Annotated in this window: 18 protein-coding genes and 1 pseudogene; 7 read left to right on the forward strand and 12 right to left on the reverse strand. The window is 52.1% G+C overall.

Features of this window, described 5'->3' with window-relative positions; all coding sequences use genetic code 11:
• Positions 1–159: 159 nt before the first annotated feature.
• Positions 160–1,309, reverse strand: a protein-coding gene (locus PDUR_RS24985) for an IS3 family transposase (RefSeq protein WP_156130616.1) whose coding sequence is annotated in 2 segments (ribosomal slippage) — positions 160–1,036 and positions 1,035–1,309 — 1,152 coding nt in all. Because the reading frame shifts where the segments join, the coding sequence is not laid out codon by codon here.
• 189 nt (positions 1,310–1,498) lie between these two features.
• Here PDUR_RS24985 and PDUR_RS24995 point away from each other — a divergent pair.
• A pseudogene (locus PDUR_RS24995) lies at positions 1,499–1,899 on the forward strand (transposase); the annotation flags it as partial.
• Between the two features lie 67 nt (positions 1,900–1,966).
• On the opposite strand, the gene PDUR_RS25000 reads toward PDUR_RS24995, so the two are convergent.
• The 3 genes from PDUR_RS25000 to PDUR_RS25010 all read right to left on the reverse strand — a co-directional run bounded on the left by PDUR_RS25000 (position 1,967) and on the right by PDUR_RS25010 (position 8,125).
• Positions 1,967–4,636, reverse strand: a complete 2,670-nt coding sequence (locus PDUR_RS25000) for a glycoside hydrolase family 31 protein (protein ID WP_052410394.1) — start codon at positions 4,634–4,636, stop codon at positions 1,967–1,969.
• Positions 4,637–5,296: 660 nt separating this feature from the next.
• Positions 5,297–6,868 carry a putative bifunctional diguanylate cyclase/phosphodiesterase gene (locus PDUR_RS25005; RefSeq protein WP_042208638.1) on the reverse strand — a complete coding sequence of 524 codons (1,572 nt, stop codon included), beginning with the start codon at positions 6,866–6,868 and terminating at the stop codon, positions 5,297–5,299.
• A gap of 309 nt (positions 6,869–7,177) precedes the next feature.
• Entirely contained in the window at positions 7,178–8,125 is a 948-nt protein-coding gene (locus PDUR_RS25010; RefSeq protein ID WP_042208639.1) for a 1,4-dihydroxy-2-naphthoate polyprenyltransferase, read from the reverse strand.
• A 206-nt stretch (positions 8,126–8,331) separates the two neighbouring features.
• Between PDUR_RS25010 and PDUR_RS25015 the strand changes: the two genes are divergently transcribed.
• From PDUR_RS25015 to PDUR_RS28985, 4 genes are all read left to right on the forward strand, one after another.
• Positions 8,332–8,955, forward strand: a complete 624-nt coding sequence (locus PDUR_RS25015) for an acetate uptake transporter (protein ID WP_042208640.1) — start codon at positions 8,332–8,334, stop codon at positions 8,953–8,955.
• Positions 8,956–9,306: 351 nt separating this feature from the next.
• A complete protein-coding gene (locus PDUR_RS25020; RefSeq protein ID WP_042208641.1) occupies positions 9,307–9,783 on the forward strand; it encodes a DsrE/DsrF/DrsH-like family protein in 477 nt (158 codons plus the stop codon).
• A 143-nt stretch (positions 9,784–9,926) separates the two neighbouring features.
• Positions 9,927–11,429 (forward strand): aminotransferase class V-fold PLP-dependent enzyme, encoded by a 1,503-nt coding sequence (locus tag PDUR_RS25025; protein ID WP_042208642.1) that lies wholly within the window; start codon positions 9,927–9,929, stop codon positions 11,427–11,429.
• Positions 11,430–11,787: 358 nt separating this feature from the next.
• Complete coding sequence (locus PDUR_RS28985) at positions 11,788–12,222, forward strand: hypothetical protein (protein ID WP_156130618.1); 435 nt, start codon at positions 11,788–11,790, stop codon at positions 12,220–12,222.
• A 399-nt stretch (positions 12,223–12,621) separates the two neighbouring features.
• Here PDUR_RS28985 and PDUR_RS25035 read toward each other — a convergent pair whose 3' ends face one another.
• Positions 12,622–13,530 (reverse strand): aldo/keto reductase, encoded by a 909-nt coding sequence (locus PDUR_RS25035; RefSeq protein WP_042208644.1) that lies wholly within the window; start codon positions 13,528–13,530, stop codon positions 12,622–12,624.
• A 35-nt stretch (positions 13,531–13,565) separates the two neighbouring features.
• Entirely contained in the window at positions 13,566–14,186 is a 621-nt protein-coding gene (locus PDUR_RS25040) for a TVP38/TMEM64 family protein (RefSeq protein ID WP_042208645.1), read from the reverse strand.
• A gap of 528 nt (positions 14,187–14,714) precedes the next feature.
• Here PDUR_RS25040 and PDUR_RS25045 point away from each other — a divergent pair.
• On the forward strand, positions 14,715–15,701 hold the full coding sequence (locus PDUR_RS25045) for an ABC transporter substrate-binding protein (RefSeq protein ID WP_042208646.1): 987 nt from the start codon (positions 14,715–14,717) through the stop codon (positions 15,699–15,701).
• Between the two features lie 45 nt (positions 15,702–15,746).
• Entirely contained in the window at positions 15,747–16,538 is a 792-nt protein-coding gene (locus PDUR_RS25050; RefSeq protein WP_042208647.1) for an ABC transporter permease, read from the forward strand.
• A 71-nt stretch (positions 16,539–16,609) separates the two neighbouring features.
• On the opposite strand, the gene PDUR_RS25055 is transcribed toward PDUR_RS25050, so the two are convergent.
• From PDUR_RS25055 to PDUR_RS25080, 6 genes are all read right to left on the reverse strand, one after another.
• Complete coding sequence (locus tag PDUR_RS25055; RefSeq protein WP_042208648.1) at positions 16,610–17,275, reverse strand: bifunctional 2-keto-4-hydroxyglutarate aldolase/2-keto-3-deoxy-6-phosphogluconate aldolase; 666 nt, start codon at positions 17,273–17,275, stop codon at positions 16,610–16,612.
• A 55-nt stretch (positions 17,276–17,330) separates the two neighbouring features.
• Positions 17,331–18,296 (reverse strand): phosphoglycerate dehydrogenase, encoded by a 966-nt coding sequence (locus PDUR_RS25060; RefSeq protein WP_042208649.1) that lies wholly within the window; start codon positions 18,294–18,296, stop codon positions 17,331–17,333.
• A complete protein-coding gene (gene ilvD, locus PDUR_RS25065; protein ID WP_042208650.1) occupies positions 18,284–19,975 on the reverse strand; it encodes a dihydroxy-acid dehydratase in 1,692 nt (563 codons plus the stop codon). The genes PDUR_RS25060 and ilvD overlap by 13 nt, the downstream gene beginning before the upstream one ends.
• Positions 19,976–20,123: 148 nt before the next feature.
• Complete coding sequence (locus tag PDUR_RS25070; RefSeq protein WP_042208651.1) at positions 20,124–21,398, reverse strand: MFS transporter; 1,275 nt, start codon at positions 21,396–21,398, stop codon at positions 20,124–20,126.
• 14 nt (positions 21,399–21,412) lie between these two features.
• Positions 21,413–22,366 carry a sugar kinase gene (locus PDUR_RS25075; RefSeq protein ID WP_042208652.1) on the reverse strand — a complete coding sequence of 318 codons (954 nt, stop codon included), beginning with the start codon at positions 22,364–22,366 and terminating at the stop codon, positions 21,413–21,415.
• A 128-nt stretch (positions 22,367–22,494) separates the two neighbouring features.
• A complete protein-coding gene (locus PDUR_RS25080) occupies positions 22,495–23,259 on the reverse strand; it encodes a hypothetical protein (protein ID WP_052410395.1) in 765 nt (254 codons plus the stop codon).
• Between the last annotated feature and the right edge of the window lie 15 nt (positions 23,260–23,274).

The raw sequence follows: 23,274 nt of genomic DNA on the forward strand, positions 1-23,274 counted from the left end.
TGCTTGGGACACCCCTTGTTTACGGTGCTACAAGATGTCAAGACAGAGATTTGAATATATTTAAGGTGTGAAAAAAAGTGCAAAGTGAAAAGTAGAGCTGTTGTAGGTGGAGGACAAGGCCCAAGCGAAGGCGCGGGAGGGGAACAAAGTTCCCTTCACTTAATCACTTGTGGATAAAAGCATGACCTCCTGGTTATACACAGCAGCCGGCGTATGGTTTTGCAGGGACTGATGAGGCAGGTAGTGATTATGCAAATGGATATATCCTCCTACACCCTGCCGGGTCTCTCTTGGACTGCCATACTCGTTGATGTAAATTTCGTTGTACTTTAGGCTGCGCCAAAAGCGCTCAATGACAATATTGTCTGTCGCTCGGCCCTTCCCGTCCATGCTGATCCGAATCTCCTTTTCCTTGAGCAGATCAATGTACTTGGGACTGGTGAAGTGGCTGCCCTGGTCGCTGTTCACGATGGACGGAACACGACGGGCCAAGGCGCGTTTCATGGTTTCCAGGACAAAGTCAATTTCCAGACTTTGATCCAGTTGCCAGTCCACAATGAAGCGCGAATACCAGTCCATGACGGCATACAGATACATCCAGCCCTGTTTCATGCGGATATAGGTAATATCGACACTCCAGACCTGATCCGGCGCTGTAATCGACAGCTTGCGCAGCAGATACGGGTAGATCCGGTGCTGTAGGTCTCGCTTACTCAGGTTAGGACCGGGGAAGATCGCCATGATCCCCATTTCCCGCATATACCGCCGTACGGTGTTGGGATGAATAGCATCCCCTTCCCGGTTCATGATGGCCGCAATCGTCCGGTAACCCATAAACGAATGGCGGGTGTAAAGCTCGTCAATCCGGTGCTTGAGGCGAATTTCCTCCGGGGAGGGAGGGACCGGCTTGTAATACAGGCTGGAACGATTCAGGCTGAGCAAGTCCGCCTGCGTTTGAATGGAAAGTTCAGCGTTCCCATACTCGACGAGGAGCAACCGTTCGGCACGGCTGAGATTATCGGCCAGATTTTTTTTTGAGCCACGACAATTGGGTGGTCAGTTTACCCACTTCGGCGTAGAGGTCTTCGATCTGCTGCTCGTATTCTTTTTTCATCTTCGTGATCCCTTTCCGGTCGTCTACAAAGAGCTGAGCCAGATTTTGAGTCGCTTCATTCTTCCAGCGATTTAACACATTAGGATGGATTCCTTCTTCCGAAGCAAGCTGCGAAATGGACTTTTCTTCTCTTAGAATCTCTAGTACAATTCGTGCTTTTTCTTCCGGCGTGAATGTTCGTCTTGATGTTGGCACAACTAAGAATCTCCTTTTTTGCTGTCTAGATTCTATGTAGCATTATAGTTGGAGTAGTATCAACTTGAGTACTCGGTATGGACGCTGCGCGAACGGATCGTTGTTCCAATCGCTGTTGTGTCCGAATTTTTTGAATCGCCGAAATGGGCGAAAGCTGGGTTTTGTAACGGGAAAGCCGGAGCAAGAATGGATAGCGGATATGAAGTGAAGCTGCGAGTATACCGAAGTGAAAACTGTGAAGATTGCCCCCTAAAGGGTGGCTGTATCAAGGCGCAAAGAAACCGGGAGATCCGGTGAGTATGGCGTACTTGCGGTACAAGGAGCAGGCCAGGAAGAAGCTGCGGAGTGAGGAAGGACGGGCTCTTTCCCCCCGGCGAATGACGGAAGTAGAAAGTGTGTTTGGGCAAATGAAGAACAACCGGGGATTCCGGCGGTTTCTGCTTCGAAGCTTGGAGAAAGTGAGCCTGGAGGTCGGATGGCTTTCGCTTGCCCACAATTTGCTTGCTGAAGAAGCATACGATGGACGCAAACGGCCAACAGGCCGGTCAAGGATGAACCCCTTAACCGGCCTGTTGGTTTGTTTTTTTTAGGAGAATTGCCCTTTAAGCTTTAAGAGTTTACTTTTGGGACAGCCTCTTCGTTTGTGCATCAAGCGTATTAGTTAAAAATCTTAACTTTGTGGCTCTCGTTTACAGGAATTTTTACATACAGCACTTTCTCTGCGCTGTCAAAGAAGTAGCCGTTTGCTGCTTTACCCAGTTCGTCCAAGCTGGCTGCTTCCGCATATTTGTCATTGGCAGCCTCCACTTTCTTCGGCGCCGTGGCATTATGCAGCTTCAGAGTGTAGGACTGAATGTCGGAAGCGTAGTTTTGAGTTTGTTTGTTCTGGCTGAACTCAATGTGGTTGCCCTTTTGATCTACGCTAAAATCGGTAATGTTAAATTCGCCTCTGGTGTAATCCTCGGTTTTCGCATCATCTTCATAGAAGCTATAGGAAGCCGAGTCCTTCACGTACGAATCCAGAATCAGGTTCGTCAATTTCTTCTCCCCGGAATGCTGCTGAACTTCGCGGCGCGGGATAATCGAATCCTGCTTCACGTAGATCGGAAGCGTTCCAAGATCGGCGTCTTTGTGGATCGTTTGGCCGCCTTTATACTCTTGGCCTGTCCAGTAATCCACCCAATCCGCACCGGCAGGCAGGTATACATCACGGGACGTTGCGCCTTGGTATACGATTGGAGCCATCATCAGAGATTGGCCAAACATGAATTGGTCTTGGATATCATGAGTCTTCTGGTCCTGCTGGAACTGGTACACGAGCGGTTGGAAAATGAGATTACCTTTTTCATGCGCATCTTTGAACGCGTTGTAAAGGTAAGGCATCAATTCATAGCGCATGGAAATGTACTTGCGGCTGATATCCTCAACTTCTTTACCGAACTGCCATGGTTCTTGTCTGCCCCATTTCAAGCTTTGAGCCGCGTCTGTTTCCATCGGGCTCTTACCGTCATTGTTATAGTGGTCGCGGGAGAACGGATAGAATGCGCCGACTTGAACCCAACGAGCGAACAATTCAGGTGTAGCTACAACGCCTTCGTATGGTTTTTTCGCAAAGCCGCCGATATCGTTTCCGACCATCGCCATACCTGTCAAGCCGACATTAGCGTCTTGGAAAATCGAAATTCTAAGCATTTCCCATCTGCTCCAGTTATCGCCTGTCCAGGTTGCGGTAGCGTAACGCTGCGTACCTGTAAACGAAGCACGCGTCAAGATAAACGGACGAACGTTCGGTTTATTCGTTTTGAAAGCCTGATCTGTAGCTTGAGCCTCAGTGTGGGCGTAAACGTTATGCGCTTCTTCATGCGTTACTTTTTCACCATTGTCCGTTTCAAAAATCCGATCCAGCGGCAACGTCCAATAGTCTACCGTACTAAAGTTAGCCGGTTCGTTCATGTCGTTCCAAATGCCGTCTGCGCCTTTATCAAAGACCGGTTTATGCCATTTCGCCCACCAGTCGCGGGTTTCTTGTTTCATGAAGTTAGGGAAGACGGATTTGGACGGGACGCCCCAAGGCCAAACTTTGCCCAAATAGTTGGTGCCATCCGGATTTTTAACCCAAAGATCTTTTTGAGTTCCCTCGGTATAAGGAATATATTCCGGTTGTCCCGGGTCAGGCACGCGAATGGCTGGATCGATGATGGAAGTATAATGGAAACCCGCATCTTTCAATTTTTTATTCATGCCGTCCGGGTCCGGGAATTTTTCGCCAAAATAGAAGTTTTTATAGTCATCCATCCATTCGATGTCCAGCATCACGCCGTCAATCGGAATGTTTTTTTGACGATAGGTTTGGGCCACTTGCTCAATATCCTTTTGGTGATAGCCCCAAGCGGATTGATGGAAGCCCATCGCCCATTCCGGCGGCATTTGCATTTTTCCGGTCAAATCCGTGTAGCGGTTTACGATGTCTTTCATTTCCGGTCCGTTGATGAAGTAGTAAGTCAATTTTCCGCCATCGGCCCAGAAGTAGTAGTAATCGTCGCTTTCAGCAGCCATGTCGTAGTAAGAACGGTAAGTATTATCGAATAAAATACCGTAGGCTTTGTCGCCTTTCAACCCGATAAAGAATGGAACGGAGGAGAAAGTGTATTTTGAAATGGGTTCCGGCAGATTCTCACGGTTCCATACTCCGATTTTCTGACCGCGATGGTTCAAGCCGGTTGTTTTCTGTCCGAATCCGTAAAAATCTTCGTTTTTCTCGGTCTTCTTGAACACGTATGGCTTACCGTTCTCATATCCTACGCCTTGCTCCGCGTCCTCGTTGATGACGTTGCCGTCTTTATCCAAATATTTGATCCCGAACGGGCTTTTGTTGATGTCTACGGTTAAGCTGTCGGACTTGAGTACAATTTTCTTGTCATCTTCGGTTACTGTAAATTTAGGAGCTTTCCAATCTGTTTTCGCGATACCAACGGAAGCGAATTCTTTCTCGCCTTTCTTAACGATCGATACTTTGGAAATATCGGAAGACAGCAAGCGGATATAGGATTCCATTTCGCCCAAATTCAGTTTCACGCCGTTGTCCAGCTTTTCGACGCCTTGAACGGTCAGCTTTTGCAGATTGTTTTTATCCAAAGGTCTTTCATCATGCACTTGCTGCACGTTGCCGTTCGCATCGACCATCTTGCCTTCCCATACTTGCGCCCCGGGCGGAGCCACAAGCACTGCAGCCTCGGAAACTAAAGGCGTTAGGGCATTGCCTGATATTAAAAATGTAGTTGCCAGCATTAATCGTGACCATTTCTTCATACGCTTTTTGCGCGGCATTAAATCTCACTCCTTATTCTGATATAGATTAAAAAGTTTCACTTCATCAAGTTAAACTCCCGGGTTTTCGGCGCCTACTACCAACTTAGCAACAGCATTCGATATGAACAATGGGAACTTGCACCTACAAACCTTAGGAAAACGATTTCAAAGGGGGTCGGACAGTGCTCGTCAAGTGAATCTTTCAAAGGGGGAAAACCGGGGCGGGGCTTAACTTTAGGCCTGTTTAAACTCTTCTTTTACGAATTGGATAAACATCCTTTTATTTCCTATATACTTGGTTTAAAGTGGTAATTGATAGTCGAGGAGAACTAAAGGACAACGCTAAAATTACGCTTCATACCAAATTGTCAACCTTTTATTCATTTTAAATATATAAATAAATTACACTGTATCCCCGATAATTACCTTTATTAACAAATGCATTTATAAAATGTAAATCCGGTACGCCTGTAATAAGCATTTCAGTGCGGGGTAAAATATTACGCTCTTTGCTAAATATAAGACACCCTACCCTTGAGCATAGGCAATGCTCACCTGCGGTATGATTCGCATCACACTGTAAAGCACTTCATCCGATCAAGAAAGGGCGCCCCATTCTGTCCTTAGGGCGCCCTCATTATGTATGACTAATGCTTTGATACCTGCAGCATATGTTCTTTATACCGCCGCCGAATTCTCTGTAAACCACTGCCCCAGCTCGTGAACGGGCATCGGGCGCCCGTAATAGTAGCCCTGCATGACCCGGCAGCCCAGCGACTGCAGCAGTTCGATCTGCTCCGGCGTTTCCACGCCCTCGGCAACAACGTCCATGTTAAGGTTGCTGGCGATGGCGATAATGTTGCTGATGATCGCTTTCTTGGAATGCATCTTGCTCTTCTTTATGAACACCTGGTCGATCTTGAGCGTATTGACAGGGATTTCATCCAGATTACCCAGTGAAGAGAAGCCTGTCCCGAAGTCATCAAGCGATACTCGGACGCCAAGCCTTCGCAGCTTGGACAATTGAGCTACCGTCTCTTCCATATTGTTCATCGCAATCGACTCCGTAATTTCAAGCTCCAGATATTGCGGGTCCAGCCCGGAACGCGTCAGAGCTTCCACCACAACCTCATATAGATCCTCCGTCTCGAACATCCGGGCAGACATATTGATGGATACGGCGACCGAAGCGACCCCTTCCTTGTGCCAGAGTAAATTCTGACTGCACACCTCATGCAGCATCCAGTAGGTAATGGGCACAATCAGTCCCGTCTCCTCGGCGATGGGTATGAACTCGGCAGGAGAAATAATGCCATGTTCGGGATGCCTCCAGCGAAGCAGCGCCTCCAGCCCCACCGTGACATTCATCAGCGAATCCCATTTCGGCTGGTACACGACCATGAATTCGGATTGCGCAAGCGCCTTGCGGAGGTCCTTCTCCAGCGACATGCGACGCAATTGGTACCGGTTCATCTCGGAGTCGAAAATACTAAATTTATTCTTGCCGGAATCTTTGGATGAGTACAGCGCGGTATCCGCTGCCTTCATCAAGGAAGACCGGTCGCTCCCATGCGCCGGCGCCATACTGATGCCGACACTGGCGGTGACATACAGATCATTGTCCTGGATTCGGAAAGACTTCTTGATCTCTTGGAGAATACGCTGCGCTTCCTCCGCTGCCTCATCGGGAGTAAAGCCGGGCTCAGCAATCAAAAATTCATCTCCGCCCAAACGGAATACCTTCCCCTTTGAGCTCACGCTCTGAAGCAGCCTTGAAGCCACTTCCTGCAGCAGCATGTCGCCAATATCGTGGCCGAGCGTGTCGTTAATCGATTTGAACCGGTCAAGGTCGATGAAGAACACAGCGCCGGAGCGCCCGCGAAGAAACCGGTCTTTAAAGTAGCGTTCCAGTCCGTGGCGGTTCGGTAATCCCGTTAATGGATCATGGTAGGCCATCCGCTCAAGCAAATGCCGGTCCAGGAATACGGCTCCTCCGGTTATTCCGAACATGATCAGTGTGACGAGAGACACGCCCATTAGCAGAATTACATCACTCTGCACAAGGAAGGGCACCATGCCGATTCCAAGCACGCAGGCTCCTAACAGAAGCCATAAACGGCGTGTCCTGGGCGATGCCGTTGAGAATGGAACTTGAGAGATGAGATTTAAAGCGGAGTAGGACGCAAGTATCGAAAGTGTGAATGAAAGCAGCATAATCCATATGTTATTGTGGATTCCCATATGATCCATAAGTCAACCTCTTCACCGGTTTAATAATAGTCTGATCTTGCCATGCTGTGAACATAAGCCGCGATTAATCTCGGACAGTAGACATATGGAAATACATGCTAATAAATACAATATAAAGTTCACAAAGAAGCTATTCTATCTGTAATTCTACTCTGTATCCGGTGGACTGTCTAAGTAAATACTGGAACCTGCGCCCATTTTGCGCTCAGCTCAAAAAATGTCCATAATTGTTGAAGAATATCCCAGCCGCAAAGCTATCTCCTTCCCCATTTCGGCTTAAACCGGACATCAGAGAGACCGGATGTGCTGTTATCGCGGAAGAAGCAGTGCGGTACCCAGAACGGCGATGCGCGCGACATTCAGCAGAACGAAATTCCGCACGGACAGAATAAAGGTTGCAGCCTTCTCCTGTCTTGCCGTAAATTTCGCGAGGTTGCGCTGCAGAGGAATCCATGTCAGCAGAGGGAGCAGCACCAAAAGAGGGTGTAAGCCCAGAAGCAGCAGCGCGGCCAAATCGGCATAAGACACATAATAGAGCAGCCTGAACAGAATGAGCGCGCGCTCTTTGCCGATGTGGACTGGCAGCGTATAGCGGCGGTTCTCTATATCCTCCTCAATGTCGCAGATGTTGTTCGCCAGCATGATATTCGCAATGCAGACAATCGCCGGTACCGAGAACCAGAACAGGTAGATCGTTTCCACAAGGTTCAGATGAACGTGAACCCATCCCCGCTCTAAAGTCAGCAGCGCCAGCGTCCCGTCCGTATGGATAAAGGCGGAGATAAAAATGATGACAAAGCCCATAAACAGCCCGGAGAACAGTTCCCCAAGCGGCATCCGGGAGATCGGGATCGGCCCGAACGAGTATAAAATGCCAATCAGAAAAGACAGCCCTCCCAGTACCAAAAGGAGCAGGTTCGTCCGGGCCACAAGCAGCAGCCCGCAGCCTGCCGCCAGCAGCAGAAGAAGAATGATCGTGCCGACCACGGCACTTTCCTTCAATTTGCGCCGAACGATGGGATTATGCGTTTCATAGCCGTAGCCATGCGTTCTTGACGCTTTTTTAAAATCGTAATAGTTATTGATAGCCGTTGTCGCCATATCAAAAGAGAGCAGCGATACCAGCATTAGCGCAAAGCGCCCCGCGTAAAAACTGTCGAACCGGTAAAGAGCATACAGCGTGCCCATGATGAAAGGAATCACACTCGCCGCTTTTGTCCGGATTTCAACCAACTCCAAAAAGCTTCTCCCGTTCACTGCCTCACCCCAGCCTTAATTCGTTCATAGTTGTCATTGTAATTATACAAACGAATGTCACAAGTTCCAGCATTTTTCGATAAAATCCATCCTTCTTCATTATAGGCAAGCCCTAAGTGATGTGGTATGATAGGCTGGCTTGTGCCGGAATCGATTCCATTCCGTATAAGTCAACACTTATAACTGTATTGGGGGCTTTATTGTTTATGTCAGCGCAAACCTCGTCAACCCAGTCTGTCCAATGGGTCACCGCCGATCCAAGCGCGATCGGTCTGTTCGGACTGGCCATCGTCACCCTTGTGGCATCCTCGCAAAAGCTGGAGATCACCAGCGGCCTGAGCTATGTGATTCCGTGGGCCATTTTCCTCGGTGCATTCGCCCAGTTGTTCGCCTGCATCCAGGACGCCAAGCATAACAATACCTTCGGCATGACCGCTTTCGGAGCTTATGCCTTTTTCTGGTTCGGTATGGCCGGAAGCTGGCTGATCAAGCTTGGCGTATTCGGTGCTGTGCTTGCCGAAGCCGTCGATCCGAAGCAGCTCGGCTTCGCCTTCCTCGGCTATCTGATCTTCACACTGTTTATGACCATCGGCGCCACCGAAACCAATAAAGTGCTGCTTATCATCTTTGCGCTGATCGATCTGCTGTTTCTCGGTTTAACCTTTGATTCTTTCGAAATCGCTGCGGAAGCCTTTCATAAGCTCGCGGCCTTCTCGGAGCTTGGCATCGGGATCGTCTCCCTCTACGGCTGCGGTGCTTCCGTCCTGAACGCTCACTTCGGACGCACGTTTCTGCCGCTCGGCGCTCCGCTGCGTATATTCAAGAAGTAACTATTAGGCCCATGGCCAGTCTAACGGATGTTCGCGCTGCTCCTTAGCAAAGCATACGCGGAGATCCGTTTCTTTTTGTCTGCGAAAATCCTATTGACCTGCCGCTGTACTAATGACATGCTAGATTAATAACTTTTATCCGAGTATGCTCTCTGGCCTGAACTTACTCGTATCGGAGGCAGATTATGGCTTTCCTTAAGAAAAGGCCTTTTACGATCATCCTCATCTTCATCGTTGTTCTTCAAATTGCACTATTCTCCCGGACGGAGCTTTGTATAAATTGTGAAAAATGGATACTCTCGCCTTAACCGCCCATACTAAGGTCATTCTCCCACGGAGGTGGCCAAGGCAGTGAACAAAAAAATGAATCTGCTGATGTTCAGCGGCGAATACGACAAGGCGATGGCCGGTCTGATTCTGGCAAATAGCGCTAGAGAGATCGAGGTGGAGGTTACGATCTTCTTCGCGTTCTGGGGGCTGTTCCTGGTGCGGGACCCCGAAAAAACGACGCTCGAGGACAAGAGTATCTATGAAAAGCTGATGGACGTCATGACGCCCAAAGGACCGGAGCAGCTTCCGCTGTCGCGGATGAATTTCAGCGGGCTTGGAAAATGGATGCTCGAAGAAATGATTGAGGATCAAGGCGCGCCGAAGCTAATTCATTTCTTGAAGGGCGCCCGCAAAAAGAACATCAAATTCTACGCCTGCAAGCTGTCTGTGGAAATTATGGGCTTTAAGCCTGAGGAGCTACTGCCGGAAGTGGAGATTATTGATGCGGCCACCTATTTGAAAGACGCGCTGGAGAGCGACCTTCAGCTGTTTATTTAGGAAGAAAGGCGGCCTAACTGCCGCCCCGATACATACTCTGTTCCGGCTTGGCAAGCAAGTCTGGCCGCTTCTTACTGGGCATTAACCTATTTTTCGCCCCCGGCATATACTGAGCCAAAGACTCTTGGCTGGAGGGATTGCCCATGCTTAAATCCATCCTCGCCTCTTCTGCGGAAGAGGACGATTCTCTGGAGGCGTATTTTAGCCCTTTTCGCGAACATACTATCGGCCTGGGACATCCCATTTCAACCCCTTACGGAAAAAAGCCGCTGCTGTACGCCGATTGGACGGCCAGCGGCCGTCTATACGAACCGATCGAGCGCAAAATACAGGAGCAGTTCGGCCCGTTTGTCGGCAATCCGCATACCGAGGCAAATGCCACGGGGATAACGATGACCCGGGCTTATGAGGAAGCCGGGCGCATCATCAAGCGCCATGTGAACGCAGGCCCGCGCGACATTCTGCTAACCTGCGGCTTCGGTACGACCGCGGCGGTGAACAAGCTGCAGCGGCTGCTCGGGCTCCGGCTGCCGGAATGGATGGAGGAACGGGTGAAGGTGCCGCCGGAGGATCGGCCGGTTATTTTCATCACCCATATGGAGCATCACTCCAACCTCCTCTCTTGGCAGGAGAGTATCGGCGATGTCGTCGTCCTTCCCCCGGGACCGGACGGAAATGCCGATCCGCGGCAGCTTGAAGCCGCGCTGCGGCCGTACCGGGGCCGCAGGCTGAAGATCGGCTCGTTCACCGCGTGCTCGAATGTCACCGGAATCGAGACGCCGTACAGAGAGATGGCAGCCGTCATGCACCGCTACGGCGGTCTGTGCTTTGTCGATTTCGCCGCCAGCGCTCCTTATACCGACATCGACATGCATCCGCCGTCACCGATGGAGAAGCTGGACGCCATCTTCTTCTCGCCGCATAAATTTCTCGGCGGGCCGGGATCAAGCGGCGTGCTGGTGTTCAACGCGGCGCTCTACGGCAACCGGCGTCCCGACGAGCCGGGCGGCGGCACGGTCTCGTGGGTAAGCCCGTGGGACGGCCCCAATTACTCCCAAGGAATTGAGGCCAGGGAGGACGGCGGAACGCCCGGGTTTCTGCAGACGATCCGGACCGCGCTGTGCCTTCGGCTGAAGGAGCGGATGACGACGCAGAACATATTGCAGCATGAGCGTACGCTGTGCCTTCAGCTGCTGGACGGACTTCAGGCGATACCGGATATAACGGTGCTGGAGGGCGGCTTCCGCCACCGTCTCGGCATCGTCTCCTTTACGGTCCGGGATATGCATTACAACCTCGTCGTCAGACTGCTGAACGACCGCTTCGGCATTCAGGCCCGCGGCGGCTGCTCCTGCGCAGGGCCTTACGGGCATTACCTGCTCACCATCGGCAGGGAGGCCTCCGTTCTGATTGGCAAGACCATCCACAGCGGCGATCAATCCCGGCGGCCGGGATGGGTCCGCCTGTCGCTGCATCCCGTCATGACTTCCGGCGACGTCGCCTTGATCGTGTCGGCCCTGGATGCGATTGTAAGGCACAGAGAAGCCTGGAAGGCCGACTACCGCTATAATCCCGCGACCAACTGCTGGCGGCACCGCTCAGAGGGCGGAGACGGACCGGATATGGAGCGGTTGTTCACGCTGTAGTCGGCCGCTTGAGCGGTCGCTGGCCGGAGCCAAGGCCGCTTGGGCAGGGACGCGGCCCGAGGGCGGCACGCTGTTGCGGGGTGTGTGGCGGGCGGCTTGAGCGCTCGCTGGCCGGAGCCAAGGCCGCCTGGGCAGGGACGCGGCCGAGGGCGGCACGCTTTTGCGGGGTACGAGGCGGGCGGCTTGAGCGCTCGCTGGCCGGAGCCGGGCCGCCTGGGCAGGGACGCGGCCCGAGGGCGGCACGCTTTTGCGGGGTGTGAGGCGGGCGGCTTGAGCGCTCGCTGGCCGGAGCCAAGGCCGCCTGGGCAGGGATGCGGCCCGAGGGCGGCACGCTTTTGCGGGGTGTGAGGCGGGCGGCTTGAGCGGTTGCTGGCCGGAGCCAGGGCCGCTTGGGCAGGGACGCGGCCCGAGGGCGGCACGCTTTTGCGGGGTACGAGGCGGGCGGCTTGAGCGCTCGCTGGCCGGGGCAGGCCGCTTGGACAGGGACACGGCCCGAGGGCGGCACGCTTTTGCGGGGCACGAGGCGGGCGGCTTGAGCGCTCGCTGGCCGGGGCAGGCCGCTTGGGCAGGCACGCGGCCGAAGCAGCCCTCTGAGGCGGAGCTTTGCAGGACTGCCCTCCCCCTTAGCCCTGAAGCAACGAGCCGCAGAGGATGGCGTACTTTGCTCCAGCCTCTGCGGATCGTCTCCTGTCCTTGCTGTATAAAAGGCTTGCCCAAGACCGCAGGCAAGCCTATCCATGAAGCGGAAATCCTCCCGCTTATTCATAAATTACAGCGCACTTTTATCCGCTGAACAGGAAAAGCTCCAGCTTATTTCCCACTTCCCTGTCCATTCCGGCTTAAACGCGGAATTAAGAGGGAGCTTTTCCCGGCCAACCTTGGAAAAGCCCGATTTCAGGCAAATAAAGGGGAACTTTTCCGCTTTATCCGTCCCCCTACATTCTGCTCCGTTCCCCTCTAGCCCTCCACAGTCCAGTCCAGCCAAAATATCCGGTCCGGCTCCTCCCATTCCCATCCTTACCGCCTCGCTCCTTCATTTACGGCTCGGTACGATACGCGGCGCGGCCCCTGACGTTCCCCTCTATTGGAGCGGGCGTTGCCAGCGGCATTGTCGCTGGCATTATTTTTGCCATCGGTTACTCCGTTCCACTCTATCCCGGCCAGGTCTCATGTCCCTTCTTACCGCCCCAAACTACCCTTCCGCCACCATATCCAGATCAGCTGCCTCTGCGTTTGAGATAACCTGCTGCACATTTTTGCAGCCCGGGATCACGCTCGTCACGGCGGGATGCTGCAGGCACCAGCCCAGCGCCCACTGCGCCATGTTCAGGCCGGCCGGCACTTCGTTAGCCGCGATTTCGCCGACGATGCGCAGCTGCTCCTCCCGCTTCTTCGCATCATGGTTCGCCCGCACATCGCCGGCCTGGAACACCGCATCCGCCTTGTATTTGCCGCTAAGGTATCCGCTCGCCAGCGGAACCCGGGCCAGCACCCCAAGGTTATGCTCCTTGCACAGCGGGAACAGCTTCTCTTCCGGCTGACGCTCTAGCCGGTTGTACACTACCTGAATCGCCTCGGCGCCGATCTGCGGAGCGGAGGATGTCTGATGAACCCCGTCATTCGCGGTGCTGATGGAAACCCCCAAATGGCGGATTTTCCCTGCGCGCTTCTGAGCGTCCAGCATATTCCACAGCTTGTCGTTATCATATTCGGCGTCGGTGCCGGAATGGAACTGGTATAAGTCAACATACTCCGTCTGAAGCGCGCGCAGGGAGTCGTCCAGCTGCTTCAGAACATCGTCCGCGCTCCACAGCTGTTCCCGTTTCAGATGGCCGCTGAAATGATGGCCGAACTTGGTTGCAACGATCCAGTCCTCGCGTTTGCGGCGGCTCAGGTAGCTGCCGATAAACTTTTCAGAGAGATGGTCTCCGTAACATTCAGCCGTATCAATCAGATTGATTCCGAGCTCGCCGGCCTTGTCCAGCATTTCATCGACTTCATCCTGAGCGAAATCCTTCCCCCATTCGCCTCCGAACTGCCAAGTGCCCACTCCGATAACCGATACGTTAAGGCCGGTGCTTCCAAGCTTGCGGTATTTCATGCGTCGCATTCCTCTTTTCCTTAAGAGTGTTTGAACTAAGAGCTTCCGCTTCCATCGCTGCGTGTGGGCCTTGAGAAATAAGCCTCAATTGATTTGACTCCCCACAGCGACAGCAGAACGAACAGCGCCACATAGATCATTTCAACGGGATTTCGGATGAACCTTCCGGCATCATTGCCGATATACGATACCGCGAATACCATGACCGCTTTGCCTGCGGCCAGAGCCAGCAGATAGGAGCGCAGCCGCATACCGGCAAGCCCGGCGGCCACATTGATAATAACGAACGGCCCAACAGGGAACAAGCTCAGCAGGAACACATAGCTGAAACCGCGGCGCCGCACCCACTCCATGGCTCTGGCCACCTTCGGCCGCTGCGCCCATTTGCGCAAGAAGCGCTGGGAGCCGATTTTTCGGATCATCAGAAAAGTCGCCAGGCAGCCGGCCACAAGGCCAACCCAGGAGTACAAAAAACCGAGCCACAGCCCGTACACCGCCGCATTCAGGCCGACGATGAGCAGGGTTGGCAGCGGCGGAACAAACGATTTCATAAACGTCAGCACAATTCCCGGAAAAGGACCGAGCGACCGGTAACGCTCCAGCATGCTCCGCAGATTCTCCTCAGTGAGCCAGGAAATGACATCGAGTGTATACATAACGGCCTTAAGCACTCCTCATCTTTCCAATGATTTCAACAGCCCTATTATACATGATTACCGTTGAGATTGCCTTTACGGAATCTTCCTATCCATATATGCAAATTCGTTCTCCAGCAATCGGCGGCGTTCCCTTACGGCTCTCTTTTTTCGATATTGTACAAAATATGGTTGACAAGCAAACTTAAATTATATTATAAAAAGGTAACCCGTTAATCTACATCAGATAACTTGGTTTAATAATTTCATAGATTGCAACCGACTGGTTCTCTAGAGGCTGAGCTTGGTCCCTTTTTTGTAAAGGTGACTTGAGTTTGGCCTTTTGTGTCTTTGCGCAGCATAAGAGCCTTTGTTTTTCAACATGCTTGCAGCACTCAATATTTTGCAGTTTATAACTGTTAAATAATTGAATAAAAAGAATTAATAGGAGTTGGTAAATGACAAAAAGGAATTGAAGCCAATCAGATAGATGTCAGCAGCGATTAGTCTTGAACCGTTATTACAATATGAGTTGGAGGGTTATATCAAGTGAAAAAACGTTTTGCTTTTATATTGCTCATTTCTGTACTGCTTATTATCTCCGCAGGCTGCGGGAACGACAGCTCGGGGGCAAGCGGCAAACCGGATAGCGACGGCCTTTTTCCGATTCGGGTGGCGACCCAGACCGGGTTCAATGAAATCACGATCGCAGATGAACTCGGTTATTTCAAGGAAGAAGGCATCAAGATCGAATATACGGGAGTGCTCGGTAAAGGAGTAACAGAATTTCAGCTTATCGCCCAGGGTATAAATGACGCATTTATTAGTGGACATCCACCCAATGTAGCCCAGGCCCGTCTGGCCGGACTCAAGATGCTGGCTGTAGCTCCGGGAATGGTGGACAACAAGGATTTCCCCCATGTAAGATATCTCGTTCAAGACAGCAGCCCGATCCACTCGCTGAAGGACATCATTGGCAAGAAGGTTTCCATTTCGAACGTAGCACCCTGCACAGACGGTTATTTGAAGTACTATTTGAGCAGGCAGCATGTGTCTGGGGATATAAACTGGACAACTCTGCCGTCGCCCGGGCAGCAGGAGCAATCGCTGGAACAAGGACTGGTTGATGTGACGACCTCGCATCCTCCTTTTGCGGGCATAGCGCTCAAGCAGAAAGGAATCCGCCAGATCGCGACAAGCTGGGATATTTTGCATTCCCCCGGGGCCGGACTTTCCGTTCGCGGGTTCAGCGAAGATTTTATTAAGAAGAATCCTGATGTGGTAAAAGGCTTTACAAGAGCGCTCGCCAAAGTGCGGCCATGGATTAATTCGCATCAGGAAGAAGCGAAGCAGATCGTCGCCAAGCAATTGAAGCTGGAGCCGGAAGATCTGAGCGTGTTCTGGTACGATGAGGACAAAGGCATTAAAGAGGACTATATCAAGCAGTGGTTCGATATTGCCGAACAGATCGGGCTGTGGAAAAAAGGTGATATTCAGCCTGCCGACATTTTTACTAATGAGTACGCGCCCCAGTAGCATGTAACCGTCAAGATCTATTATAACAATGGTGGTGATTTTGCAGTGGTCAAAGTATTAAGATCAATCTGGAATTCTATATATAAGCTGCTGTCGATCATTCTGTTTTTGGCGCTTTGGGAAATCATCGCACGGCTGCACTTGGTCAACACCGTATTTTTCCCTCCCTTCTCCAAAGTCGTCGTTGCGCTATGGCAGCTTACCGTATCCGGAGAGCTTGTGGAGAACTTGCTTATCAGTCTGCGCAGATCGCTGACCGGGTTCATTCTGGGGCTTGCATTCTCGATTCCGCTTGGACTTCTCATCGGCTGGTACAGAGGATTCGAACGATTCATCGACCCTCTGTTCCAAACTTTCCGCAACCTTTCCGTGCTCGCGCTGCTTCCGATATTTATTCTTTTTTTCGGTATTGGCGAGACTTCCAGAGTGGCCGTTATCTTCTGGGCAGTTTTATGGGCAGTGCTGCTTAACACGATAGCGGGAGTGAAATCGGCTGACCTTAGTCTAATTAAAGCGGCAAGGTCGATGGGAATTTCCAAATTGTCATTGTTCACCAAGGTCATTTTACCGGGAGCGCTGCCCTCCATTTTTACAGGGATCAGGTTAAGTGCCACCACCTCGGTTCTGGTGCTAATAGCCGCTGAAATGCTGGGAGCCAATACAGGGCTTGGCTATGCGCTCTATTTCTTTCAGGCCAATGTCAAACCTCCGGAAACGTTCGCCATCGTGATTGTGTTGGCTCTGCTCGGACTTGCTATCAATTATTCATTGGCGGCGCTGGAAAAGAGAACGTTCAAATACCGGGAGGAACTGCCCAATACCGGAAAGACGTTCTGAGAATGGAAAAAGGTTGGCCCGCCGTCCGCTCACGCAGGACAATGGGCCAACCTTATTCATTAATAGCAACCTTATTTAATCGCTGCTTTGAACGCCTCGATGTACTCAGCCGATTTCTTGGCTACGAGACTGTAATCCTTCTCGCGCAGGGCATCTGTGGTCAGGTCGGAGCCGATGCCGACAGCAAATGCTCCAGCTTTGATCCAATCTTTAAGGTTTTCCAGATTGACACCGCCGGTCGGCATCACATTCGCCTGCGGCAGAGGACCTTTAAAGGCCTTAATCATGGACGGGGAATACAGATTTCCAGGGAACAGCTTCACAACATCAACACCCAGGTCGAGTGCTTCCTGAATTTCCTTTGCCGTCATAACCCCCGGCATGATTGGCACACGGTACCGATTGCACAGCTTAACCGTATCCGGATTCAGAGAAGGTCCAACCACAAATTCCGAACCGCTCAGGATAGCGGCGCGTGCAGTCTCAGGATCGAGCACGGTTCCCGCGCCGATAACAGCATATTTATCGGAGTCGGCAGGCGCGCTCGAAGAGTATTCAGCGGCCAGCTTCTCGATGGCTCTCAAGGCAAACGGCACGGTCAGCGTAACCTCGATAATCTTGATGCCTCCCGCGATCGATTGCTTCGCCATTTCCACGACTTCTTCGGGGGAGTTGCCGCGGAGCACCGCGACAACGCCTCCCTCATGTATTTGATTAATTATGCGCAGCTTTTTCATTTCCAGTTCCCCTTTGCTTAAGTATGAGGTGATAATGCGAACGTATTGGCTTCGATTACTTGCTAACCGGGGCCTTGACCGGGAATTTAGGCGCTTCTCCGTTCACCGCACGAATAGCTTCTTCAGCAGCCATCTTCGCCATGCGGTAACCGGCCTCTACCGTGTTGGAGCCAACATGCGGGGAAGTCACCACATTAGGCAGTCCGACGATATCCAGCGTAGCCGGCGGCTCCTGAATGAAAGTATCCAGACCCGCGCCCGCGATTTGTCCCGAGGACAACGCCTCGTACAAGTCCTGCTCAACGACCAGGTCGCCCCGTGCCGTATTGATCAGTATTGCGGACTTCTTCATTTGCGCCAGAGACTCCTTGTTGATCATGCCAACCGTTTCAGGGATCGCCGGAGCATGCAGAGTGATGAAATCGGACTGCGCGTATAATTCCTGAAGGGTAACGTACTGCACGCCATACTTATCGATCATGTCTTGACGGACAAAGGCGTCATACGCAATGACCTTCATATCAAAAGCAACCGCACGCTTCACGACTTCGGCTCCAATAGCGCCGAGACCGACAACGCCCAGCACTTTGTCTCCCAGCTCCGAACCGGTAGTGCGGCCCCAGCCTCCTTCCCTTACTCCAGCATTCATTTGCGGGATATGGCGGGCGACGCTCAGCATCAGGGTAAGCGCCAGCTCCGCTACCGAACGGGTAGGAGCGCCCGGTGTAATCGTTACCGGAATGCCTAGACGGCTCGCGGCTTCCACATCAATATTATCGTAGCCGACGCCGTATTTCGCAACAACCTTCAAGGTTGGAGCGCCAGCTTCCAGCACCTTCGCAGTAACCTCGTCGATCCCGGTAATCAGCGCGTCCGCGCCTTTGATTACTTCGATGAGCTCAGCTTCTTTCAGCGGACGGCCCTCTGTATTCCAGATGACCTCGAATCCCGCCTGAAGCAGCATTTCCTTCGCTTCCTCCGAACGGGAGAAAGAACGCGGCAGCGCAACTACTTTTGGCATACTGTGACCCCCTCTTTCACCGCTGGAGCCTCACTCTTGCCTTCGGATACGACGCGAACGCCGCCTTTGGAAGCCGAGGAAGCATGCTGTGCGTACAGACGCAGCAGTTTGCTAGCTTCAATCTTGAACTCTTCCAGACGCTCGGCGCGTTTCGCCAGTTCTTCTTCCGATACGTGCAGCTGCAGCTTGCGGCTAGCGATATCGATCTCAATCATATCGCCGTCCTGCACCAGTGCAATCGTTCCGCCTTCGGCGGCTTCAGGGCTCGCATATCCGATCGACAAGCCGGATGTTGCGCCTGAGAAACGGCCGTCCGTTACCAGTGCGGCGCGCTTGAACTTTCCAAGGATTTCCGTACAGCGGTGCAGCTCGCGCATGCCCGGTCCGCCTTTCGGTCCTTCATAACGGATCACGACGGCGTCACCTTCCTGAATCAGGCCCGCTTCATAGGCTTCCGAGAAAGCTTCCTCGGAGTTGAACACCTTAGCCGGTCCCGTGAAGCTTCTCAGCTCAGGAGCTACCGCCGACTGCTTGATCAGCGCGCCGTCAACAGCCAGGTTGCCTACCAGTACGGCTACGCCGCCTTCCTTGTCGAGCGGTTCTTCCAGCGTGCGGATAACATCGCGGTCGAGTACAGCTGCGTCCGCAATGTTGTTCTCCACGGTATCGCCTGTTACGGTCAGAGCACCGGTGTGCAGCAATCCGCCGAGTTCCTTCATTAAAGCCTTCATGCCGCCTGCACGCTGCAGATCGTTCGTAGTATATTCTTGGTTATTCGGCGTTACTCCCGCCAGGAACGGTACGCGGCGGCTGATATCGTCGAACAGGGTCATCGGCAGTTCGATGCCGAGTTCATCCGCAATCGCTGGCAGATGCAGGCACGCGTTCAGCGAGCCGCCCATAGCCAGCAGTACGGAAATGGCATTCTCGAACGCTTCGCGAGTCATGACTTGGCTCGGCGTAATGCCTTTCTTCACCAGCTCAACAGCTTGACGTCCAGCAGCTTCAGCGGCATCCAACTGCTCGTCCGACAATGCCTGCATCCAGGACGTATTCGGCATAGCCATGCCGAGCGCCTCGGACAATCCCTGCATCGTGTTGGCTGTTCCGAGGAACGGACATGCCCCAGGACCCGGGTAGTATTGGTTAGTTACTTCAACCAGACCTTTTTCATCGAGCTTTCCGTCGAGGAATGCCCGTCTTGCCGCTTTGGATTCCTTCGGCTTGATGTGGTTCGGCATAACACCGCCAAGTACAACCAGACCCGGCAGGTTCAGGCGCGCAGCAGCCATCAGCATGCCCGGAACGATTTTGTCGCAGGAGCTCAGGACGACCATGCCGTCAAAAATACCATGCGCCTTCACCATCGTTTCCACGCTGTCGGCCACGATTTCGCGGCTCGGCAGCGAATATTTCATGCCTTCATGTCCTTGGGCGATTCCGTCGCAAACGGCGATAGTGTTGAATTCGAGCGCCAGACCGCCGGCAGCCTCGATCCCTGCCTTCACACGGTCAGCCAGTTGGCGCAAATGCACATGTCCCGGTACGATTTCGTTCCAGGAGTTGGCTACGGCGATGACTGGCTTATCCATTTTGGAGTAGTCTACTCCGCAGGAACACAGATGGGCCTTCAAGATTGCTCTGGTAAACGGCGCAATGGTAGAAATTCGGTTACTCATAATAATTCCCTCCAAATTTTACTGCTTGATTTTGTCCACTTGATTTTTTCTGAACGAATATGTCAATCCTACATTATTAATAATACATAAACGGAAGAGACGACGCTGTGCCAAAATTGACAGGCGCGCCGTATCTTCCAGAATGAATTTAAGCAGCCATCTTCTCGTCAGGGGCGTTGCCCTTCGGAGTCTTTACTACAATGGTCATTACAACGGATACCACAAGCGCCAGCGCCATGAACATAAAGGAAGCGTCAGGCGAACCGGTCGAGCCGTTCAGGTAACCTACAATGTAAGAGCCTACAAAAGAACCAAGTGCTCCAAAGCTGTTGATCAGCGCCATCGCGCCGCCCGAAACGTTCTTTGGCAGAAGCTCAGGAATGATGGCGAAGAAAGGTCCATAAGGTGCGTACATCGCTCCGCCGGCGATAACCAGCAGCGAGTAGGAAAGCCAGAAGTTCGAGGCCCCGATCAAATAGGAACCATAGAAAGCGATCGCGCCAATCAGCAGACAAACCCAAACGGCACCTTTGCGGTTCATGGTGCGGTCAGCGTAGTAAGAGACGCCAAGCATACCGATAATGGCTGCCAGGTACGGGCCTGCGGACAACCAGCCTGCATTGACAATTCCCATACCCGAAGACTCTTTAAGAATGGACGGAAGCCACATAACAAAACCGTAAACACCGATACTCCAGAAGAAATATTGGATGGACAGCATAATAACCTTAGGGTTTTTGAACGCTTCACGGTAGTTCTTGACTTCTTTCATACCCTTTTGTTCTTCAAGAAGCGCTTGTTCAAGATCTTTCTTTTCAGTGTCAGACAGCCATTTGGCTTCGCTTGGTTTGTCCTTGACAAGTCTCCACCAGAAGAACGCCCAAATTACGGAAGGCAAACCCTCAACGACAAACATATGCCGCCAGCCGAGGCCATGTACCAGATATCCGGATACAATGGACATCCAAAGAACCGTAACCGGGTTGCCAAGAATCAGGAACGTATTCGCACGGGAACGTTCGCTTTTCGTGAACCAGTTGCTTAGGAAGATCAGCATTGCCGGCATTACAGCGCTTTCTACGACCCCAAGTGTGAACCGGATGGCATAGAGTACTCGGATATCATTTACGAGACCGGTCGCAGCAGCACATGATCCCCACAAGATTAGACAGACGAATACGAGTTTCTTAGCACTTCTCTTGGCGGCGTAAGTCGCGCCGGGAATCTGAAAGAAGAAGTATCCCAAGAAGAACAGCGCGCCCAGCAGCGAGGAAGCCGACGGTGTAATATGAAGATCATCCGCCATACCGGATGCCGAACCGAAACTGTAGTTTGCGCGGTCCAGGTAGGCCAAGCTATAAGTAAAAAATATAACAGGAATCAGTTTCAGCCACCGGCTGGGCGCCAGCTTTTTGTTATCCATAATCGTTTCTCTCCTTATTGAGTTATAACGGATGCATTCATAAAGGCTTCCAGTTGCTCACGGGTAGGCAATCCTTCCGCGTCACCCTCTGCTGTTACGGCAAGGGCTCCGATCGCATTGCCACGGCGTACCGCTTCTTTAACCGCCAGACCGTCAAGCAGACCGCTGATTACGCCGACCGCAAAACCGTCTCCGGCTCCAACCGTATCGACCGCCTTTACTTTGAAACCTTCAACAACGCCTTCTTCAGTCGGTGTGCGGTAGTATGCGCCTTCCGGTCCAAGCTTCACAGCAACAAGCTTCACTCCGCGGTCAAGATAGTAAGCCGCAATATCTCTGTGATCGGAATAACCGGTAAGCAGCTTGCCCTCTCCTACGCCCGGAAGCACCCAATCCGCCTGAACAGCCAGTGCATTAACGTTCTCGATCATTTCCGCTTCGCTGCTCCACAGCTTCGGCCGCAGATTCACATCGAAAGAAATACTCCGTCCGGCCGCTCTCATTGCTTTAATCGCTTCAAAAGACAGTTCGCGGGCGGATTCCGAGATTGCCGCAGGAATTCCTGTCAAATGGAGATGCTTTGCAGTGGTAAAGTACTTCATATCGACATCTGCCGGGCAGATTGTGCTGGCGGCGGAGCCTTTACGGAAATATTGTACCTGCGGGTCGCCGTCCAAGACCTTGGATTTCATTTGAAATCCCGTTGGATAACGTTCATCCGTAAATACGGCATCCACATCAACGTTCTCTTTGCGAAGAGCATCAATAATGAATTTTCCAAATGCGTCGTTTCCGACCTTACTGATCCACCGCATGCCAAAGCCGAGCCGTGCCAGACCTGTGGAGACATTTGTTTCCGCTCCGGCAAGGGCCTTCGTGAATTGTTCGATTTGATGCAGCTCGCCCGGACGATCGGCGATGAACATAGCCATGGCTTCTCCGAATGTTACAACATCGCATGCTTTCATAACCATTCCTCCTATAAGTTTTGACTGCATAAGCTTCCAGTGTGCACTTCGCAAAACTCTCTTCGAAAGCATAGGCCATAAGTTTTGACAGCATCTGCTTACAGTGTCCACTTCGCAAAACTTGCTTCTTATGCTTCCGATATCATTGATACGTACTGCCGCAGAACCCCTTCAACATCTTCACCTTCAACCGGGAACTCAATCGTTCGCGGCACATCGCGCGGGAGCAGATCCAGAATGTTACGCCATAGGCTATCTTTTTCTTCCGGAAGTCCCAGAGTTACCAGTTTCCCATCGATTTTCTCTACATGTTTTAAATGAATATAGCCGACATATTTGTTTAGTTCCGCCGCCGCTTTCATGGCTTCTTCTTCGGTAAATTCCCAGTTGCCGATATCAAAGGTCATCTGGATAAAAAGCCCCGCTTCTGTGCAATCTTCAAAAAATTTCCGGAGCTTCATTACATTACCGCCATGAAGTGTTTGGTCATTCTCAACCGTCAATTCCAAAGCTTCCGAATCGGATACAAGGCTCTTCCAGTATTTCTTAAGCCCTTCAAGATCCGATACTCCGGATTTGTAATGCCCAAGCGAAGTCTTGAGCCATACCGCTCCGATTGACAGCGCCTCCGGTATAACAACATCCAGCTTCTCCACATTCAGCGAACCATCCGCCTTCCACAGCTCAATAGGTGCCGAATAAACGCTTACAAGCTGACCCTTCCTGATCAAGTCTTTCAGATCGTCCAGGCGAGGGGTTTCCTCCCGAAACAGCTCTCTGCGGATTTCAATACCGGCACAGCCTGCGGCTATGGCTACCGGGACACATAATTCCTGTCCACCGTCTGCGGCCAAAGGCCCCAGGGAAGCCGTTGTTGTAAATACCTGAGTCATCCCAAATTCTCCTTT

The organism is Paenibacillus durus, assembly GCF_000756615.1.
Classification (GTDB): Bacteria; Bacillota; Bacilli; order Paenibacillales; family Paenibacillaceae; genus Paenibacillus_AQ; species Paenibacillus_AQ durus.